This is a genomic window from Prevotella heparinolytica (assembly GCF_002998535.1).
Classification (GTDB): domain Bacteria; phylum Bacteroidota; class Bacteroidia; order Bacteroidales; family Bacteroidaceae; genus Bacteroides; species Bacteroides heparinolyticus.
In genome coordinates, this window is the sequence record NZ_CP027234.1 from 807,802 (window position 1) to 827,700 (window position 19,899).

Below are 19,899 nucleotides of genomic sequence, written 5' to 3' on the forward strand. Positions count from 1 at the left end.
GTTGCCGTTCAATAGCAACCTATACTTTTTTAATACTCAATGCGTCTTTTTCCGCATCTACAGAAACATTCACCGTATCTCCGGGTTGTAAACCGGCAGAAACGATCAACTCGGACAATCCATCTTCCAGATAACTTTGGATGGCACGCTTCAACGGACGTGCTCCGAATTGAACATCATAACCTTTCGAAGCAAGAAACTTCTTCGCATCCTCATCTACCATCAACTTATATTCTATTGCTTCAATCCTTTCATATAAGCTTTTCAGCTCAATATCCACTATCTTGGTTATGGCTTCCAATGAAAGTTGGTCAAAAGTGATGATTTCGTCCAAACGATTCAGAAATTCCGGAGCAAAGGTTTTATTTAAAGCTTTCTGTATCACACTGCGAGAATGCTCGTTGTCGCTCATGCGGCTTTGGGTAGTGAAACCAACACCACGCCCGAACTCCTTCAATTGGCGGGTACCGATATTAGAAGTCATGATGATTACGGTATTCTTAAAATCAACGGTTCTGCCATAATTGTCAGTCAAGCGTCCTTCATCCAATACTTGCAACAAGATATTGAACACATCCGAATGCGCTTTTTCAATCTCGTCCAACAAAACTATAGAATATGGTTTACGGCGCACTTTCTCTGTCAATTGTCCTCCTTCTTCATATCCAACGTAGCCCGGAGCCGCACCAATCATACGAGATACGGTGTATTTCTCCATATATTCACTCATGTCGATACGTATCAAAGCATCGGTGGAACCGAACATATACTTGGCCAATTGTTTGGCTAAGTGCGTTTTTCCAACCCCTGTAGGGCCAAGGAACATGAATGTTCCGATAGGACGGTTAGGATCTTTCAAACCCACGCGGCTACGCAAAATGGCCTTGGTCAGCTTCTCGATAGCTTCATCTTGAGCTATTACTTTCGACTGCAATTCCTCCTTCATATTCGCCAATTTAAGTCCTTCGGCCTGTGCCATACGCTGTACGGGCACACCGGACATCATGGAAATGACATTCGCTATTTCCTCTTCTCCCACCATCTGTCGGTCGTCCTTCAAACGTGCTTCCCACTCAGCTTTCATCTCATCCAAGCGGACAGAAAGTTCTTTCTCACGGTCACGATAACTTGCTGCCAACTCAAAATTTTGCGATTTCACCGCTTCGGCTTTCAGATTACGCGCTTTCTCAATCAGTTCCTCTTGTTCCTCCACTTCTTTGGGAACGCTGATATTCGTCAAATGCATACGCGAACCGGCTTCATCCATGGCATCAATGGCCTTATCAGGGAAATTACGATCCGTAATATAGCGTCCCGACAACTTGACACAAGCTTCCAACGCTTCTTCCGTATAAGTCACGTTATGATGATCTTCGTATTTGTCCTTGATATTTTTCAATATTTGCAGTGTCTCTTCTGCTGTTGTAGGCTCAACCACCACCTTCTGGAAACGACGTTCCAAAGCACCGTCCTTTTCAATGTTCTTCCTATACTCATCAAGCGTAGTGGCTCCGATGCATTGAATCTCGCCACGTGCCAAAGCCGGCTTCAACATATTAGCCGCATCCATGGAACCGGCAGCAGCACCGGCTCCCACAATGGTATGGATTTCATCAATGAATAGAATGATATCCGGATTCTTCTGCAATTCATTGATAATAGAGCGAAGGCGCTCTTCGAACTGACCGCGATATTTCGTTCCGGCCACCACCGAAGCCATATCAAGCATCACAACACGTTTCTCAAACAAGATGCGCGACACTTTCTTCTGAACAATGCGTAAGGCCAGACCTTCCACAATGGCAGATTTTCCCACACCCGGTTCACCGATCAGTACCGGATTATTCTTTTTGCGGCGGCTCAAAATCTGAGCCAGGCGCTCAATCTCACGTTCACGCCCCACAACCGGATCCAGCTTGCCTTCCTCGGCCGCCATAGTCATATCCATACCAAAGTTATCCAATACAGGGGTGCTATTGGATGATTTTCTGGAAGTAGTCTGGGTTGTCGACGAAGATGCGCTTTTGGCACCATGAGATTCACGAGAGAAACTCATATCATCTTCCTCTTCTTCATCATCTTGAGGAAGCCCCATTCCTGCATTCGGGTTAGGAGATTTCATCGAAATCTGCTCAAATACAATTTGATAATCCACCTGATTCTCTTCCAATATAGTGGCAGCCAAATTATCTCCATCCTTTAGGATAGCCAACAGGACATGCTCTGTATCCGCCGTTGCGCTTTTTAGTAGACGCGCTTCCAGCATACACATTTTCAGGATTTTAGCAGCTATAGGAGACAAGGGAATGTCTCCGTCCGGTAAGAGAGTTTCGTCTTCGACATCTTTCAGCAATCCCTCCAAACGGTTCTTTATCCTTTGCAAGTCTATATCCAATCTGATTAAAATCTCAATAGCCTTTCCTCCTCCGTCTCGCAACATGCCGAGCAGAATGTGCTCCGGACCAATATATCTATTTCTCAAACGATTAGCTTCCTCCTTACTATAAGCAATAATATCAGAAACTCTTTGTGAAAATTGACTGTTCATATTCTATAATTCTCCTCTATAAATAAGGTTATTCACTACAAATATACGTAATTATTATCTTTCAACGTATCATTCAGTTACCTGATTTAACAATATACAAATCTCGTGCCACGATTTATCCGATGAGCCATGCCGTTTACACATTAATTATTAAGGCAAACCTGCAATGACATTAAGTGGCCACCTATTTTCCTATAATCTCCACATCAAAAGTCCTTTTATAAAAGACACAGAGGAAGAGAACACAAAGTATGTCCACACTTTAGCAAACCCATGCCCACACTTAATGAGCAGTAACCCCACACTTGAAGGGAAGTAACTCCACACTTTGTAAGGGATAAGCCCACACCTCAGGGGACATTAGCCCACAGTTTGGGGAGGCAAATCGGCATGAGAAAACAAATGGCCTACGGACTCTTTATACTAATTCTGAATCCACGAAACAAGTCAGTTTAGTAAGCGTTCTCAAAAGTTTTTGTTCATAAACTTTCGTATGTTATAAAAAAGCTGTACTTTAGCATGGTTTTTCACGAACTCGAAAATGTGTAATTAATAATCTTTTTAAATGCTTGAACAAGACAGAATTATAAAGATTAACATCGAGGAGGAAATGAAGTCATCGTACATTGACTACTCTATGTCAGTCATTGTTTCGCGTGCCCTTCCGGATGTTAGAGATGGTTTTAAACCCGTTCACCGAAGAATTCTTTTCGGAATGATGGGGTTAGGAAATACTTCAGATAAACCCTATAAGAAATCAGCCAGAGTTGTAGGTGAAGTGTTGGGAAAATACCACCCACATGGCGACTCATCTGTTTATGGCGCCTTAGTCCGCATGGCTCAGCCTTGGGCAATGCGTTACATGTTGGTAGACGGACAAGGTAACTACGGTTCCGTCGATGGCGACAGTGCAGCTGCTATGCGTTATACGGAATGCCGCCTGCGTAAAATTGGCGAAGACATGATGACAGACCTTGATAAGGAAACCGTTGATATGCAGAACAATTTCGACGACTCCTTGCAAGAGCCCACAGTCATGCCAACCCGTATTCCGAATCTTTTGGTAAACGGAGCATCAGGAATTGCGGTAGGTATGGCAACCAATATGCCGACTCACAACTTGTCCGAGGTAATTGATGCTTGTATTGCATACATCGAAAACAACGACATCGACATAGAAGAGTTAATGACCTACGTCAAAGCTCCCGACTTCCCAACCGGAGGATATATATATGGTATGAGCGGGGTTCGTGAAGCCTATCTCACGGGGCGCGGACGTGTAGTGATGCGTGCCCGAGCGGAAATTGAATCTGGAGCAACACACGATAAAATAGTCGTAACAGAGATTCCATATGGGGTTAATAAAGCCGAACTGATAAAGAATATCGCAGATTTGGCCAATGAAAAAAGAATAGAAGGCATTTCTAATGCCAACGATGAATCCGACCGTGAAGGCATGCGCATCGTCATTGATGTGAAGCGTGACGCCAACGCAAGCATTGTGCTTAACAAGCTTTATAAGATGACTATGCTGCAAACATCATTTGGTGTCAACAATGTAGCATTGGTGCACGGACGCCCTCGTATTTTAAATTTAAAAGAACTCATAAAGTACTTTATCGAGCATAGGCATGATGTAGTAATTCGTCGTACACAATATGATTTGCGTAAAGCCAAAGAACGTGCGCACATATTGGAAGGATTGATTATCGCATCTGATAACATCGACGAAGTAATAAGGATTATTCGTGCTGCGAAAACACCCAACGATGCCATAGCAAACTTGATGGAACGTTTCCAATTAAGTGAAATACAATCACGTGCCATTGTTGAAATGCGTTTACGTCAACTCACCGGACTGATGCAAGATCAGCTTCATGCCGAATACGAAGAAATCCAAAAGCAAATTGCGTATTTGGAAGAAATTCTGGTTAATGATGATCTTTGCCGCAAAGTCATCAAAGACGAATTGATCGAAGTTAAAGATAAATATGGAGATGAACGCCGTTCGGAAATCGTCTATTCTTCAGAAGAATTCAATCCTGAAGACTTCTATGCAGACGATGAAATGATCATCACGATTTCTCATTTGGGCTATATCAAACGTACTCCGTTAAGTGAGTTCCGTGCACAAAACCGGGGTGGGGTAGGCTCCAAAGGCACAGAAACCCGTGATGAAGATTTCGTAGAACATATTTATCCCGCCACTATGCATAACACCATGATGTTCTTCACACAAAAAGGTAAATGCTATTGGCTGAAAGTATACGAAATACCTGAAGGTACAAAGAACTCCAAAGGACGCGCTATCCAGAATCTTCTGAATATCGACTCTGACGACGCAGTGAATGCTTATTTACGTGTAAAAAATCTGAATGACCAAGACTTCATCAACAGTCATTACGTGCTTTTCTGTACCAAAAATGGCGTTATCAAGAAGACATTGCTCGAACAATACTCACGTCCCCGTCAAAATGGTGTAAATGCCATTACGATTCGAGAAGATGACCGCGTTATCGAAGTACGTATGACAAACGGAGACAATGAAATAATCATTGCCAATCGTAATGGACGTGCCATTCGCTTCCATGAGAGTGCAGTGCGTGTTATGGGGCGTACTGCTACCGGTGTACGTGGTATGACATTGGATGAAGACGGTCAAGACGAAGTCGTTGGTATGATATGCATAACAGATCCCGAAACAGAAACAATTATGGTAGTTTCCGAACAAGGATACGGTAAGCGTTCTGATATTGAAGATTATCGCAAGACCAATCGTGGAGGTAAGGGGGTAAAGACAATGAATATCACTGATAAAACCGGAAAATTAGTAACTATCAAATCTGTGACCGACGAGAACGATTTGATGATTATCAATAAGTCCGGCATCACCATCCGTCTGAAAGTTGCCGATGTACGTATCATGGGACGTGCTACACAAGGTGTACGCCTTATCAACCTTGAAAAACGTAATGATGAAATAGGTTCCGTATGTAAAGTCACCTCAGAAAATGAAGAAGAATTCATTGAAGAAGAGAATCTTCTTGATAATCCTACCAATGATGAGATAAATAACGAGATAGAAGAATAGACATAATATTAATTTAAATTTTCAACAATCATGAAAAGAGTACTATTTTCAATGGTTTTACTACTTGCCGCAAGCTTTATTTTTGCTCAAGAAAAAAATATAAAGGAAGCCAAGAGTATCGCTAACGAAGTAAAGCCGGACTTTGCTAAAGCAGAGTCATTGATTAATCAGGCCTTAACTAATCCTGAAACAAAAGACAATGCCGATGCATGGGATGTAGCGGGATTTATACAGAGACGCAGAAGTGAAAAGGAAATGGAAAATGCTTATTTAAGAAAACCTTACGACACGCTTCAAGTTTACAACAGCGCATTGAACATGTGCAAATATTACTTCAAATGTGACGAATTGGCACAAATTCCAAACGAAAAAGGTAAAATAAAAAATAAATATAGAAAGGCAAATGCCGCATCTATTTTGGCCGAACGTGGAAATTTAATCAACGGCGGTATTCAATATTTCAATTCGGCCTCACAAAAAGAAGGTGCTGCTGCCACAGAAGATAATAAGAAGGCACTGGAATTCTTTGCAACATACATCAATATAGCAACAAATCAGATGTTTGAGAAGGAAAACTTACTCCAAACAGATACTGTATTGCCTCAAATAGCTTATTATGCAAGCTTAACTGCAGCAAAGATGGAGGATTATCCTAATGTCTTGAAATACGCCCCGTATGCAAAAAATGACAAGGAAGTTGGGAAATATGCCATGGAGTTTATTTCCACTGCATTGAAGGCTCAAGGTGACACGATTAATTGGATTGCATCTTTAAAAGAGGGTATTCAAAAATATCCTGATCATTCTTTCTTCTTTGGACATTTGATTGATTATTATAGCAATAACAACAAATATGATGAAGCAATGCAATTTGCTGATGATATGTTGGCTAAAAATCCCAATAACACATTCTATCTATACGTAAAAGGCTATCTTTATCATAACATGAAGGACTATGATAAAGCAATTGAGTTCTATACAAAGACAATAGAAGTAGACCCCAATTATGCAGAAGCATATTCTAATCTTGGTTTAATATATTGTCTGCAAGCTCAAGATTTTTCCGAAACAGCAACAACTGATGTAAACGACTCCAAATATAAGGCTGATCAAGTTACTTTGAGGGCTTTCTACGAAAAAGCAAGACCCAACTATGAGAAGGCAAGAGAACTAAAACCCGACCAAAGAGAATTATGGTTGAATGGTTTATACAGAGTGTACTATAACTTACAACTCGGTTCTGAATTTGAAGAAATTGAGAAATTGATGCAATAATATAAATCCGTATACAAAACCAAAGGGGCTGTTCCAAAAGTGTGACAGCCCCTTTTTCTATTGTTTATTTCGGTTGAAAGTAGTATCTTACCGTTTAGTTGTCTGCTCTGGGCATATAAAGGAGGAGGCACCAGCAGCTACCATCCCCGTATGATGCTCAAAGTGCTGTTTTATGCTTACATCTTTTTAGGCTTATTCCCTGTTTTATAAGAGAACAGAGAACACATTATTTGTCCGTTTTCAACCATTTATCCAGCCATTCAAAGAACGTGCGTTGCCAAAGCACGCCGTTTTGGGGTTTCAGCACCCAATGGTTTTCATCGGGATAGATAAGCAGTTCGGCAGGTACACCGCGCATCACGGCAGCATCGAAAGCGGCCATAGCCTGATTGGCAAGGATGCGGAAATCCTTTTCTCCGTGGATACAGAGGATGGGGGTATCCCATTTATCGACGAAGAGATGCGGTGAATTGGCAAAAGTCCGTTGTGCCGTGGCATTGTTTTTTTCCCAATAAGCGCCACCCATGTCCCAGTTGGCAAACCATTTCTCTTCTGTTTCCAGATACTGCATTTCCATATTGAAGATGCCGTCGTGGGCGATGAATGCTTTGAAACGTTTGTCGTGGTGTCCGGCAAGCCAATAGACGGAGAAGCCTCCGAAGCTGGCACCCACACAGCCAAGATGGTCTTTGTTTACGAAAGGCTCTTTCGATATTTCGTCGATGGCGGTGAAGTAGTCTTTCATGCATTGTCCGCCGTAATCGCCGCTGATGGCTTCGTTCCACTCTACACCGAAGCCGGGCAATCCGCGACGGTTGGGAGCTACGATGATGTAATCGTTGGCGGCCATAATCTGGAAGTTCCAGCGATAGCTCCAGAACTGGCTGACGGGACTTTGCGGGCCGCCTTCGCAGAAGAGCAGGGTGGGGTATTTCTTGTTCGGGTCGAACCGGGGCGGATAAATGACCCACGTCAGCATCTGTTTTCCGTCGGTGGTCGTCATCCAACGGGGTTCCACCTTACCCATATCTAATTGGTCGTAGATGTGTTTGTTCTCGAAAGTCAGTTGACGGACATCAGAAAAATCAGCACCGTTGCGACTGGTATTCACTGCATATATTTCATCAGCCATGCTCATGGAGTGGCGTTTGGCTATGAGCTTGTCGCCGCAGAGGGCAAGCGAGGCGTAGTCGTACACACCGTCGGTAAGCCGGGTCAGCTTGTCGCCATCGGTCAGAGAAAGCCGATATATATGTGTCTCGCCGTGCCACACGCCGATGAAGAAGATGCTTTGCGAATCCTTGTTCCACAAGAAGGCATCGACGTTGGATTCGAAGGCTTTGCTGACAAAACGTTTCTCGCCGGTTTCGAGGTTCATGATGAAGAGACGGTTGAGGTCGGCTTCGTAACCGTCGCGCTCCATGCTTTGCCAAGCGATGTATTTGCCGTCGGGAGAGTATTGGGGATTGGTGTCGTAGCCCTTGTTCTCTTCGGTGATGTTGATTGTTTTCTTTGTGGCGAGGTCGTAGATGTAGATATCCGAGTTGGTAGAAATGGCGTATGCCAGACCTGTTTTTTTGCGGCAGGTATAGGCCACTTTGTCCGAAGCGGGACTCCATGCCAACTGCTCAATGCCGCCCCAAGGCTTCATCGGGCTTTCGTAGGGTTCGCCTTCGAGAATATCGGTTACATTGCTGATGCCGTTTCCGTCGAAGTCGGCCACAAAGGGGTGGGGAGCGGTGGTCACCCATTCATCCCAATGTTTATACATCAGGTCGTTGACGATGATACCGGTTGCTTTAGGCAGGTCGGGATGTTTGTCGGCGGTGCTCTTCACGGTTTTCACTTGAGCGATGAAAAGCAGTTTCTTCCCGTCGGGCGAGAAAGAGAATCCCTCGATGTCGCCGTCATATTGAGTCAGTTGCTTACGCTCTGTCCCATTTGGGTTCATCTCCCATACTTGGTTGCTGCCGCTTTCGCTACTCAGGAATGCCAGTTTCTTGCCGTCCTTGAACCATACGGGCTGTGCTTCTTTCCATGTGCTTTGGGTGATTTGGGTGTTTGCGCTACCGTCGGCGTCCATCACGAAGACTTCGCTGTTGCTTTTGTTCTGGGGCACGCTGTAATAAGACACCGTGTAGGCTATCTGCTTTTCATCGGTCGAAACGGCCACACTGCCGATTCTTCCCATTGCCCACAGGGCTTCGGGCGTCATGCGCCTGCCTTCAATCTTGATGTCGGAGCGACGGATAAGCGTCGATGCGTCTTGCCCTCCGGCATTCTTTGTTCCTCCGCAGGAGGCCAATGTCATTGCTGCTGACATAAGCAAAAGATTTACTTGTTTCATACTGAGTTTTGGTTTCAGGGTTATTTACCGCAAAGATATAATAAAGAAATGTTTGAAACAAGTTGAGGGGGGCTTTGTTATCTTCGGATGAGGGGCATGCGTCGCATATACGAGGCAGGCGGTGTCGCATATACGAGGCTGGTGGTGTCGCATATACGAAGCAGGTGGTGTCGCATATACGAAGCAGGCGGTGTCGCATATACGAGGCAGGCAACGACATCATAGTGAGGCACGCAACGACATCATAGTGAGGCACGCAACGACATCATAGTGAGGCATGCGATGACACCGCAGTGAGGCATGTGATGACACCGCAGTGAGGCATGTGATGACACCGCAGTGAAGCATGTGATGACACCGCAGTGAGGCGTGTGATGACACCGCAGTGAGGCATGCGATGACACCGCAGTGAAGCATGTGATGACACCGCAGTGAGACTATAGCCTCCTTTGCGGCAACATTCCGCCAAAGGCGGCCCGAAGTGCTATATCTTTCTTTCTCTCCAGTTTCCTCTCCTCATGTATATCCGCGAAAACAACAACATGAGAGAGGCGTAGAGAATCTCCCCGGTCCAGCAGACGGCTACATCGAGTTGCAGATAGAGAACAATGTAGGTGATGTATCCCACGTAGATGACCAGTACCGCCATTTCCAAACCCAAGGCGGTGCGCGTATTTCCCGTTCCGGATACCGCTTGGAAATAGACGTTGGCAGGCACCATCACCAGATAGGAGGCACACAACACCCACAACGAATGCACGGCAGCCTGCTGCAAGTCGGGCATGTCGGTATAGATGCTCAGAATGAGCCGGGGGAAAAGGGCGAAAAACAGAGCCAAAGGGAGGACGAAGAGATAGGCTATGTATATGTGCCGGCGGACAGTGGGTATGACGCTGTCGGAATGGCCTGCGCCAATCTGGTTGCTTACCAGCGAGCCGCAGGTGGAGGCAAAAGCTATGAGCACCATAAACAAAATGCCGGATACATTGCGCACAAGGTTGGTGACGGCCAGCGGACGTTCGCCCAAATGTTCCACATAAAGGAAGAACAAAAACCAAGTGGAGTGTGAGACAAAGTTCTGTATCATGGTCCAAAGCGAGATGTTCAACATACGTTTCAGCACCCCGAAGTCTATCCGGGGTATGCTGTCCAGCCCGTACTTGCGGCAGTCGATGCGACTGCGTGTGTAAAGAACGAAGAACAGCAGCGAAACCGCTTCGGCCAGCGACGACCCTATGGCGGCTCCGGCGATGCCGAGTGCAGGCAATCCCAACTTGCCGAAGATGAGAATATAGTTGAACACCACATTGCCCAGCACCATCACAACCGAGTTCAGCGTAAGCGTTCTTGTCTGTGTGGTTCCCAAGAAGAAAGCGCGGAATATCACCGCACTGAAAGAGAACAGTGCGCCGAACACCCGCCAATGCAAATAGTCGGCCGCGGCTTCGTAAATCTGCTCGGAAGCCACAATGCGTTTCAGGATAAGAGGCGAACAGCAATATGACAGTAGAAAAATAACCGCCGCCAGTCCCACCTGAAAGTAGATGCCCTGATAGAACAAGTTCCCTATCTCCTTGTATTGTCCTTCACCGTTGCGGCGGGCCATAAGTATCTGAGTGCCGATGCTGAAGCCGAAAGCCAACATGAAAATGACCAGATAGAAGATTCCGGCAATGGCGGATGCCCCCAACTCCACTTCTCCCACACGTCCTAAAAAAGCGGTGTCCGTCATTCCTATCATCTGCTCCATGAGCAGGCTGATTAGGATGGGGTAGGCGATGAGCCAGATTTGCTTATAACTGTATTGGGTTTGCATACGGCGGGGTGTTGACGGCATGTTTCAATGATAATAGAGGCGACGAAGGGCCGCGCTTTGTTGTTCCTTCATGGCGCAGCCCTTCATTTATCGGTCCTTTACTGTTATTTCCTGTTCTGCCGTTCCTTCATCATCTGCTCCTGTTGCTTCTGCATGGCTTCCAGACGGGCGGCAAATCCTGTCTTCTTCATTTTCTTCGGGTCTTTCTTATTGGCTTCCAATTGGGCAAGAAGCGCTTCTTCATCGGTCATCTTGCGCATAACCAGCGTGGTTGCCACGCTAATCAGCGTAGAGAGGAAGTAATAATAGTTCAGCCCCGATGGATAGTCGTTCAAGATAAACAGGAACATGACAGGCATCAGGTAGGACATCCACTTCATGGCTGCCATTTGCGGATTGGCTCCCGTGTCTTGCTGCTGCATCATGTACTTCGTGTTCAGAATGTTGGTAACCGTCATCAGCAGGCAAAACAAGCTGAGATGGCTTCCCATGAACGGAATATGGAACGGGAAGTTTATTATGGCATCGTAGGTGGAGAGGTCGTCGGCCCACAAGAAACTCTGCTGACGGAGTTCGATGGCGCTCGGTACGAACATGAACAACGCCATCAGGATAGGGAACTGTATCAGCATGGGCAAACAGCCGCCCATCGGACTGACACCGTATTGGCTATACAGCCCCATGACCTCCTGTTGCTTCTTCATGGCATCTTCCTGCTTGGGATATTTCTTGTTTATCTCGTCGATTTTAGGCTTCAGCACTCGCATCCTGGCGGATGAAATATAGGTCTTCCACGTTGCCGGGAATACCACGATTTTTACAATCAGCGTCATCAGCAGCAGTACGATGCCCATGCTCAAACCCCAGCCCGACAGCCAGTCGAAAATGTTGATGGTGAACCACTTGTTTATCCAGCGGATGAGAGGCCAACCCAGATAAACCAGCCGGTTCAGTTCCCATTCCTTGTCAAGCTCGTTGCCTGCGGCACTGAGTGTCTTGTAGTGGTTGGGGCCGAAGTAGAAATAGAGTTTGGTGGGTTCTTGTCCGCTCGGGTCGAACTTGGTGCTCATCTCGGCCGAATAGTCTTTTATGTAGCCGCTTCCTTGAGCATCCATCTTGGATACCAGCTTCGTCTTTTCAAAGTCGGCATCGGCAAGGAACACGGACGAGAAGAACTGGTTCTTGAAGGCTATCCATTCCAGTCGTTCGGGCACATCCTTACTGTCGTCTTTATTGGCTGAAAGGTGGTCGGCTCCATCGCCGCTGATTTTATAGGTCAGCTCGGACAGACGATTTTCATACGTATATCCCTTTTCTATCTGACGGGCACGCTGCCACCACTCTATATCCACCGAGTTGTTGGCAGATGCCAGCTTGTCGCCCATGCCGACGGCTTGAATGGTAAAATCCACCAGATAAGAGTCGCGACGCATGGTGTAGGTGAAGTCGATGTATCCGGCGCTGTCGGCCAACAGACGCATGGTGACGCTGCTATCCGTGCGCTCAACCGCCGTGAAGTAATAATCCTTCGTCTGAATGGTCTCTTTCTTATTATAAAACAAGAAATTCATGGAGGCGTCGTTGCCGCTGAAGAGGGTGACGGGGGTGGTTTTGTCTTGCCCCATATACTCTTTCAGCGTGGCCGAGGCAATGCGTCCGCCCTTGGCGTCAATGGCAATCTCCGCCAGATTGTTGCTGATGATGACTTGCGAGTCGGTGCCTTGGCGGGCATTGAAGAAGATGGCGGCGGAGTCGACGCTTGCTTCGGCTTCCTTCTCGTTGGCCAGTGCGGCTTCCGACTTTGCTTTAAGCGCCTCTTGGCGTTGCTGCACTTGAGCGATGGAATCGTAGTAACGCTGCTGTGCCTCCAGTTGTTCTTGGCTGGGACGGCTCAGGAAACTGAATCCCACTAACAATATCGCTATCAGAACGAGCCCTGTGATGGTATTTTTATCCATAAGAGTTTTTACTGTTTGGCTATTTATGATTTAACTGTTTCGATTACGGTTTACTATTCAGACGTTTTGTCGTTTTTCTCATTCTCGATGGCGGCCTTCACGAAAGATACGAACAACGGATGAGGATTGAGCACCGTGCTGCTGTATTCGGGATGGAACTGCGTGCCGACAAACCATTTCAGTTTCGGTATCTCGACGATTTCCACCAAGTCCGATTCGGGATTGATACCTGTACATTTCATGCCGGCAGCTTCGTATTGTTCCTTATAGGCATTGTTGAACTCGTAGCGATGCCGGTGTCGTTCCTGAATGTGCTCGGTGCCGTATGCCTCGTAGGCTTTACTGCCTTTCTGCAATACACACTCGTAAGCGCCCAGGCGCATGGTTCCGCCCATGTTGGTGATAGATTTCTGCTCTTCCATGATGTCGATAACGTTGTGAGGTGTCTTCTCGTCCATCTCGCGGCTGTTGGCGTCGGCATAGCTCAGCACGTTGCGCGCGAACTCGATGGCGATGCATTGCATGCCCAGACAGATGCCGAAAGTAGGAATATCGTGCGTGCGGGCATATTTGATGGCGATAAACTTTCCGGGGATGCCTCTTTCGCCGAATCCCGGTCCGATGAGTACGCCCGACATGCCTTTCAAGGCTTCGGCCACATTCTCTTCGGTCAGTTTCTCGCTGTTCACGAAGTCTACCGACACCTTGCGGTCGTTGTAGGTTCCGGCCTGCGAAAGGGCTTCACGGATGGATTTGTAGGCATCTTGCAGATCGTATTTTCCCACGAGGGCGATGTGCAAGGGTGCTGTCTTTTCAGCTTTGTGCCGACGTTCGAGGAAAGTGTGCCACGGCCCCAGTGCCGGAAGTTCGCCTACGGGCAGTCCCATCTTTTTCAGGATAGTGACATCAAGGCCTTGCGCCTGCATCAGAATGGGTACTTCGTATATGGTGGGCGCATCGATGCTTTGCACCACGGCGTTTTCGTCGACATTACAAAAAAGAGCCACTTTCTTGCGCAATCCCGAACCAAGTTCGTGTTCGGTGCGCAGCACAAGAATGTCGGGCTGTATACCGGCGCTCTGCAACTCTTTCACCGAATGCTGGGTAGGTTTGGTTTTAAGTTCGCCGGCTGCGGCAAGGTAGGGCACATAAGTAAGGTGTACGCACAAGGCGTCTTTGCCCAACTCCCATTTGAGCTGACGAATGCTTTCAAGATAAGGCAGCGACTCGATGTCTCCTACCGTACCGCCTATTTCGGTGATGACGAAATCGAACTTATGTTTGTTGCCCAACAGTTTCACGTTACGCTTGATTTCATCCGTGATGTGAGGAATCACCTGAATGGTTTTTCCCAAATAGTCGCCCCGGCGTTCCTTGTCGATGACACTTTTGTATATGCGTCCGGTCGTGATGTTGTTTGCTTTGGTGGTCTGAATACCCAAAAAGCGCTCGTAGTGTCCTAAATCGAGGTCGGCCTCGTGACCGTCTACCGTGACGTAGCACTCGCCATGCTCATAAGGGTTCAGCGTGCCCGGGTCGATGTTGATATACGGATCGAATTTCTGGATGGTTACTTTGTAACCTCTTGCTTGCAGCAATTTGCCGATGGAGGATGATATAATGCCCTTGCCTAATGAAGAGGCAACGCCACCGGTGACGAAAATATACTTTGTTTCTCCCACAACTATATTGTTTTATTAATCGTTAAGTATGTGATTAAAATGTTTTTATACTGTCAACTTTCAGTCATTCAGAAAGATGTGTAAAACGTCCATTCTCTTTATAAATGCGCGGAGAGCACACCGGTTTGCCGGAAAAACACCATCGAAAGAAATGGTGCTTTTTTGTTTGAGCCGCCCCTTAAAAAGCGCAAAATTAAGAAAAAAAGAAGAAGTAGAGAAAGTTTCGGTGAAACAAATCTAAAAAAATGCGATTTCATCGAAGAACCGGACATTGCTTTTTCTTGCGTGTTTTTTATGTATTCTGGAGTTTTTGGGCTAATTTTGCGCACAAATCAGAGATTTTAGAGACTTATGAAGAATAGACATATCACTGTTGGGGTGATTGCCGCCTTGTTTTCAATGCCGATAGCGGCACATAACACATGGGATGTTGCTCCTAAAAACATGCGGCAAGAGATAGCCGCTCCGATTGATACGCTGACGGGAATCATGAAGGATTACATGATATTGAAGCTGAAACCGGAGGAAGGACGTTATAAAATGGATACGGTTTCCATTTTATACGAGAAGTACATCGGAGTGCTGGACTATTTGAACGATCCTTCCACGCCCGAACGGTATATAGCTTTTAATCCGGATTATTACCGGCTATTCGTTCCTCTTACTTATTATTACGCACCTATGGGGCGGCTTTCCGAGGTGGATTGGAAGTTTTCAGCAGACGATACGGGACGGGAGGAAGCTTCTGCTTTGTTGCCGTTCGATACCTTGAGTTTCACTTCCAAGGAGCGTGTCAACCGATTGGTAGACCATACGTTGTTGAATACCTATGTGAATCGTCCGGAACTCGTAGTCAATACCGAGCGCGAAGTCATGAAAGGACGGATTTTCCGAGATAACATAGAAAAAGAAGTCTCCTCGAAACCTTCGGTACTGAAGCTCTTTGCTCAAGAAGACGCGGTAGGGGTGAGGGAAGAGGCCGACGTGATTATACATAAACCCAATTGGTGGTTGTTCGGTGGAAACGGCTCGTTGCAATTCACTCAGAACTATATTTCCGATAACTGGTATAAAGGAGGCGAGAGCACGAACGCATTGTTTGCCAATTTACAGCTCTTTGCCAACTACAATGACAAAGAGATGCTGCAGTGGGAGAATCTGCTGGACGTGAAGCTGGGATTCAGTTCGGCTCCTTCGGACACTTGCCATAAATATATGGTGAGCACCGACCAGATTCGTCTTTACAGTAAGCTGGGTATCCAGGCCGCACACAATTGGTATTACACGGTGTCTACGGATATGCGGACACAGCTCTTCCGCAGTTACAAGAAAAACACCAATGATTTGGTGACGTCTTTCCTTGCGCCGCTCGACTGGACTACCAGTATCGGTATGGACTATAAGTTGAAAAAGAAACGGTTCAATCTTTCCGTATTCATCGGTCCGCTGACCTACATGCTGCGCTATGTGGGTAACGACAAGGTGGACGAGGTAAGTTTCGGTTTGGACAAGGGCCGGAGGTTGAAGCATAACTTCGGTTCGCAGGTGCAACCCACACTCTCGTGGATTATCATTCCATCCATCGTATTGGATTCCCGCATGGACTTCCAAACTAGCTATGAGTGGACGCGTGTGGAATGGGAAAACACCGTGAATTTCGTGCTGAACCGCTATCTCTCCACCAAGCTCTATGTGCATGCCCGCTACGACGACAGTTCCAAACCGAAATCGGGCAACAGTTACTTTCAAGTAAAGGAATTACTCAGCTTCGGTATAAATTATAAGTGGTAGAAGCGAAAAGTTGGTGTCTTATATGCGGATAGCAATCAATGTGCGGATGGAATACAGGAGAATAATTTTACAAACTACGCCTTTATTCCTTTTCATTTGGGATCAAAAACAGAGTTGTCTTTTCTCACTCCTATACAGAGGGTAGATCAGTATACGACTGATGTACCCTCTGTCGTATACTGATGTGGAATCAGTCGTATACTGATCCACCCCCTTGCCAGAAGGTATTCTGGCGTAGGTGACGACTTATAGCCCGACGGTCGGATTGAGGGAAAATATGACTTGGAAATATTATTACATATCAACCTTTCTGTCACACAATTTTATCATGGATGTTTGTGCAGGCCGGAGACTTTTCCGTACTTAAATAGAAGGACGGATTCATGGAGCTGTTCTGAAATATAATTTATCCCGCCGCCCGCGTATCAAGACTGTCCCTTCATTTCTTCGAGTGGAAATATGACAGAAAAAATGTGCAAAAATGAAAAAAGAACGTTATCGCACACATAAAAAATCCCTTTCTCCCTTGTAGTTCATAAATTATATGTAAATTTGCCGCGATTTGTAATGCACACTTTGCAAAATGGCGAATACTATCATAAGACATCAAGGTATTGTGGAAAACATAAGTGATTCTCATCTTCAAGTGAGAATTGTTCAAACCTCGGCATGCGCTTCGTGTAGCGCCAAAGGACATTGCACCGCTGCCGAAACAAAAGAGAAACTTGTCGATGTGTATGATGTGAACGCCGCATCCTACAGCCCCGGAGACCGAGTATGGGTGGCAGGTCGACTCTCTATGGGGGCAATGGCCGTATTATTGGCCTTTATCCTTCCTTTCCTCGTTTTAATCGTCTCGCTATTCGTCCTTATGGCTGTCCGAAATGACGAACTGTTTGCCGCGCTCGGCTCGTTGGCTCTTCTTATACCTTATTATTATATACTGTGGCTGAACAAGGCACGCATAGGGAAGAAATTCTCGTTTTCGGTGCAACCTATGAACTGACTAATAACAAAACAATAATTAATAAATGACTAATTTATGAATGTAATTCTGATTGCAGTGATTTCGCTGGGAGCCATAGCGCTGGTGTCAGCCGCTATCCTTTACGTTGCTTCCAAGAAATTCGCCGTGTATGAAGATCCGCGAAGTGCCCGGGTAGGCGAAGTGCTTCCGCAGGCTAATTGCGGTGGATGTGGTTACCCCGGTTGTAGCGGATTTGCAGATGCTTGTGTGAAGGCTGGTTCGCTGGAAGGTAAGTTTTGCCCCGTAGGCGGACAGCCTGTCATGGACAAGATTGCCGGTATTTTAGGGTTGGACGCCGTTGCTTCCGAACCTTTGGTTGCGGTGGTGAGGTGTAACGGGACATGTGCCAACCGTCCCCGCCTGAACCAATACGACGGTGTCATGAGTTGTGCCATCGCCGCTTCACTTTACGGTGGTGAAACAGGTTGTAGCTATGGATGCTTGGGATGTGGCGACTGTGTAGCTGCCTGCCGGTTCGATGCCATCCACATGAATCCGGAAACCGGACTTCCTGAGGTGGACGAAGAGAAATGTACAGCTTGTGGCGCATGCGTCAAGGCATGTCCCAAAACCATCATCGAACTACGTCCCCAAGGCAAAAAATCGCGCCGCATCTATGTGCAGTGCGTAAACAAAGACAAGGGTGCCGTGGCGCGCAAGGCTTGCACCGTGGCATGTATCGGCTGCGGCAAGTGTGTCAAGGCGTGTGCTTTCGATGCCATCACGTTGGAAAACAATCTGGCCTACATCGACCCTTACAAGTGCAAGCTCTGCCGCAAGTGCGAAGAGGCATGTCCGCAAGACACCATTATCGCGCTGAACTTCCCGCCACGTAAACCCAAAACAGAATCGGTTGCTCCACCTGTTGAGAAGGTTGCCGAAACTTCCCCTAAGGCTGCCGAAGCCGCTCTTGAAACAGCCGAAACTCCGAAAACGGCAAAAGTGACCGAAGTTGTAGAAGCCCCGAAACCGGAGGCATGAATTAATGAGTAAATAAACGACTAAAAATACAGAATTGTATGTTGAAGACATTTTCAATCGGTGGAGTTCATCCACACGAAAATAAACTTTCAGCTCATCAGCCCATTGTCAAGGCAGATGTCCCGGCAAAGGCCGTCATCTTGCTTGGACAACACATCGGCGCTCCTGCCAAGCCCATAGTAGCCAAAGGCGATGCAGTGAAAGTAGGTACGAAGATTGCCGAACCAGGCGGTTTTGTATCGGCAGCCATCCACTCGTCGGTCAGTGGAAAAGTGGCTAAGATTGATACGATTATCGATGCCAGTGGTTATGCCAAACCCGCCATCTTCATCGATGTGGAAGGAGATGAATGGGAAGAATCCATCGACCGTAGCGAGACGCTGGTAAAGGAATGCGCCCTCGGTGCGGAGGAGATTGTGAAGAAGATAACCGATGCCGGTATCGTGGGATTGGGCGGAGCCTGTTTTCCCACGCAAGTGAAGCTGTGTCCTCCTCCCGCATTCAAGGCCGACTGCGTCATCATCAATGCCGTGGAGTGCGAACCTTATCTTACTGCCGACCACCAGCTGATGCTGGAGCATGCCGAAGAAATCATGGTGGGAGTGTCCATCCTGATGAAAGCCGTGAAAGTGAACAAAGCCTTTATTGGTATTGAGAACAACAAGCCTGATGCCATTCAGTTGATGGGCAAAGTGGCATCTGCCTATGCAGGTATCGAAGTAGTACCTTTAAAAGTGCAGTATCCGCAAGGAGGCGAAAAACAACTGATTGATGCCGTCATCAGTCGTCAGGTGGCAGCCGGAGCGTTGCCCATTTCCACCGGAGCCGTTGTGCAGAACGTGGGTACGGCATTTGCCGTATATCAGGCCGTCCAAAAGAATAAGCCATTGTTTGAGCGTGTCATCACTGTCACCGGTAAATCTCTCTCAAAGCCTTCCAATTTCCTTGCCCGTATCGGCACGCCCATGAAGCAATTGATTGATGCCTGCGGAGGTCTGCCCGAAGATACGGGAAAGATTATCGGCGGCGGCCCCATGATGGGCAAAGCGTTGGTGAATACAGACGTGCCCACCGCAAAAGGCAGTTCGGGCATCCTTATCATGAACGACAAGGAGGCCAAGCGAAGCGAAGTGCAGCCCTGTATTCGTTGTGCCAAGTGTGTATCGGCCTGCCCTATGGGACTGGAACCTTACCTGCTTGCCACTGTGTCGGCTCACGGAGATTTCGAGAAAGTAGAGAAAGAAGACGTCATGTCGTGCATAGAATGCGGTTCGTGCCAGTTTACATGTCCTTCCAACCGTCCGTTGCTGGACTATATCCGTTTGGGCAAGGGCAAAGTAGGAGCTATGATTCGCGCGCGTCAAGTAAAAAAATGAAAGTAGA

The 19,899-nt window shown here is 46.9% G+C and carries 11 protein-coding genes; 6 read left to right on the top strand and 5 right to left on the bottom strand.

Translation table 11 applies throughout. The annotated features are described in order from the left end of the window. Positions 1-19: 19 nt before the first annotated feature. On the bottom strand, positions 20-2,548 hold the full coding sequence (locus tag C3V43_RS03315) for an ATP-dependent Clp protease ATP-binding subunit (RefSeq protein WP_106068586.1): 2,529 nt from the start codon (positions 2,546-2,548) through the stop codon (positions 20-22). Positions 2,549-3,113: 565 nt separating this feature from the next. Between C3V43_RS03315 and gyrA the strand changes: the two genes are divergently transcribed. Both gyrA and C3V43_RS03325 read left to right on the top strand, forming a co-directional pair. After that, a complete protein-coding gene (gene gyrA / locus C3V43_RS03320) occupies positions 3,114-5,639 on the top strand; it encodes a DNA gyrase subunit A (RefSeq protein ID WP_106068587.1) in 2,526 nt (841 codons plus the stop codon). A 30-nt stretch (positions 5,640-5,669) separates the two neighbouring features. Continuing rightward, a complete protein-coding gene (locus C3V43_RS03325) occupies positions 5,670-6,914 on the top strand; it encodes a tetratricopeptide repeat protein (protein ID WP_106068588.1) in 1,245 nt (414 codons plus the stop codon). A gap of 226 nt (positions 6,915-7,140) precedes the next feature. Here C3V43_RS03325 and C3V43_RS03330 read toward each other — a convergent pair whose 3' ends face one another. The 4 genes from C3V43_RS03330 to C3V43_RS03345 form a co-directional block, all read right to left on the bottom strand. Next, entirely contained in the window at positions 7,141-9,261 is a 2,121-nt protein-coding gene (locus tag C3V43_RS03330; RefSeq protein WP_235655881.1) for a dipeptidyl-peptidase Dpp5, read from the bottom strand. A gap of 484 nt (positions 9,262-9,745) precedes the next feature. Beyond that, entirely contained in the window at positions 9,746-11,077 is a 1,332-nt protein-coding gene (locus C3V43_RS03335; RefSeq protein ID WP_106068589.1) for an MATE family efflux transporter, read from the bottom strand. Between the two features lie 104 nt (positions 11,078-11,181). Then, the gene (yidC, locus tag C3V43_RS03340) at positions 11,182-13,035 is read right to left on the bottom strand and encodes a membrane protein insertase YidC (protein ID WP_106068590.1); all 1,854 of its coding nucleotides are present in this window, start codon (positions 13,033-13,035) and stop codon (positions 11,182-11,184) included. A 53-nt stretch (positions 13,036-13,088) separates the two neighbouring features. Next, a complete protein-coding gene (locus C3V43_RS03345) occupies positions 13,089-14,717 on the bottom strand; it encodes a CTP synthase (protein ID WP_106068591.1) in 1,629 nt (542 codons plus the stop codon). Positions 14,718-15,068: 351 nt separating this feature from the next. Here C3V43_RS03345 and C3V43_RS03350 point away from each other — a divergent pair, with 351 nt between their 5' ends. From C3V43_RS03350 to rsxC, 4 genes are all read left to right on the top strand, one after another. Next, positions 15,069-16,508, top strand: a complete 1,440-nt coding sequence (locus C3V43_RS03350; RefSeq protein ID WP_164996214.1) for a DUF3078 domain-containing protein — start codon at positions 15,069-15,071, stop codon at positions 16,506-16,508. Positions 16,509-17,091: 583 nt separating this feature from the next. Then, positions 17,092-17,514: a SoxR reducing system RseC family protein gene (locus C3V43_RS03355; RefSeq protein ID WP_106068592.1), complete on the top strand. Its 423-nt coding sequence runs from the start codon at positions 17,092-17,094 to the stop codon at positions 17,512-17,514. 36 nt (positions 17,515-17,550) lie between these two features. Further along, a complete protein-coding gene (locus C3V43_RS03360; RefSeq protein WP_106068593.1) occupies positions 17,551-18,516 on the top strand; it encodes a Fe-S cluster domain-containing protein in 966 nt (321 codons plus the stop codon). A gap of 38 nt (positions 18,517-18,554) precedes the next feature. After that, positions 18,555-19,892 (top strand): electron transport complex subunit RsxC, encoded by a 1,338-nt coding sequence (rsxC, locus tag C3V43_RS03365; RefSeq protein ID WP_106068594.1) that lies wholly within the window; start codon positions 18,555-18,557, stop codon positions 19,890-19,892. The last annotated feature ends 7 nt before the right edge of the window (positions 19,893-19,899 follow it).

Excerpts from the sequence above, each read along its gene's own strand:
- gyrA (WP_106068587.1), top strand. The coding sequence starts at position 3,114 with ATGCTTGAACAAGACAGAATTATAAAGATTAACATCGAGGAGGAAATG.
- C3V43_RS03335 (WP_106068589.1), bottom strand. The coding sequence starts at position 11,077 with ATGCAAACCCAATACAGTTATAAGCAAATCTGGCTCATCGCCTACCCC.
- C3V43_RS03330 (WP_235655881.1), bottom strand. The coding sequence starts at position 9,261 with ATGAAACAAGTAAATCTTTTGCTTATGTCAGCAGCAATGACATTGGCC.
- C3V43_RS03350 (WP_164996214.1), top strand. The coding sequence starts at position 15,069 with ATGAAGAATAGACATATCACTGTTGGGGTGATTGCCGCCTTGTTTTCA.
- C3V43_RS03315 (WP_106068586.1), bottom strand. The coding sequence starts at position 2,548 with ATGAACAGTCAATTTTCACAAAGAGTTTCTGATATTATTGCTTATAGT.
- C3V43_RS03360 (WP_106068593.1), top strand. The coding sequence starts at position 17,551 with ATGAATGTAATTCTGATTGCAGTGATTTCGCTGGGAGCCATAGCGCTG.
- yidC (WP_106068590.1), bottom strand. The coding sequence starts at position 13,035 with ATGGATAAAAATACCATCACAGGGCTCGTTCTGATAGCGATATTGTTA.
- C3V43_RS03355 (WP_106068592.1), top strand. The coding sequence starts at position 17,092 with ATGGCGAATACTATCATAAGACATCAAGGTATTGTGGAAAACATAAGT.
- rsxC (WP_106068594.1), top strand. The coding sequence starts at position 18,555 with ATGTTGAAGACATTTTCAATCGGTGGAGTTCATCCACACGAAAATAAA.
- C3V43_RS03325 (WP_106068588.1), top strand. The coding sequence starts at position 5,670 with ATGAAAAGAGTACTATTTTCAATGGTTTTACTACTTGCCGCAAGCTTT.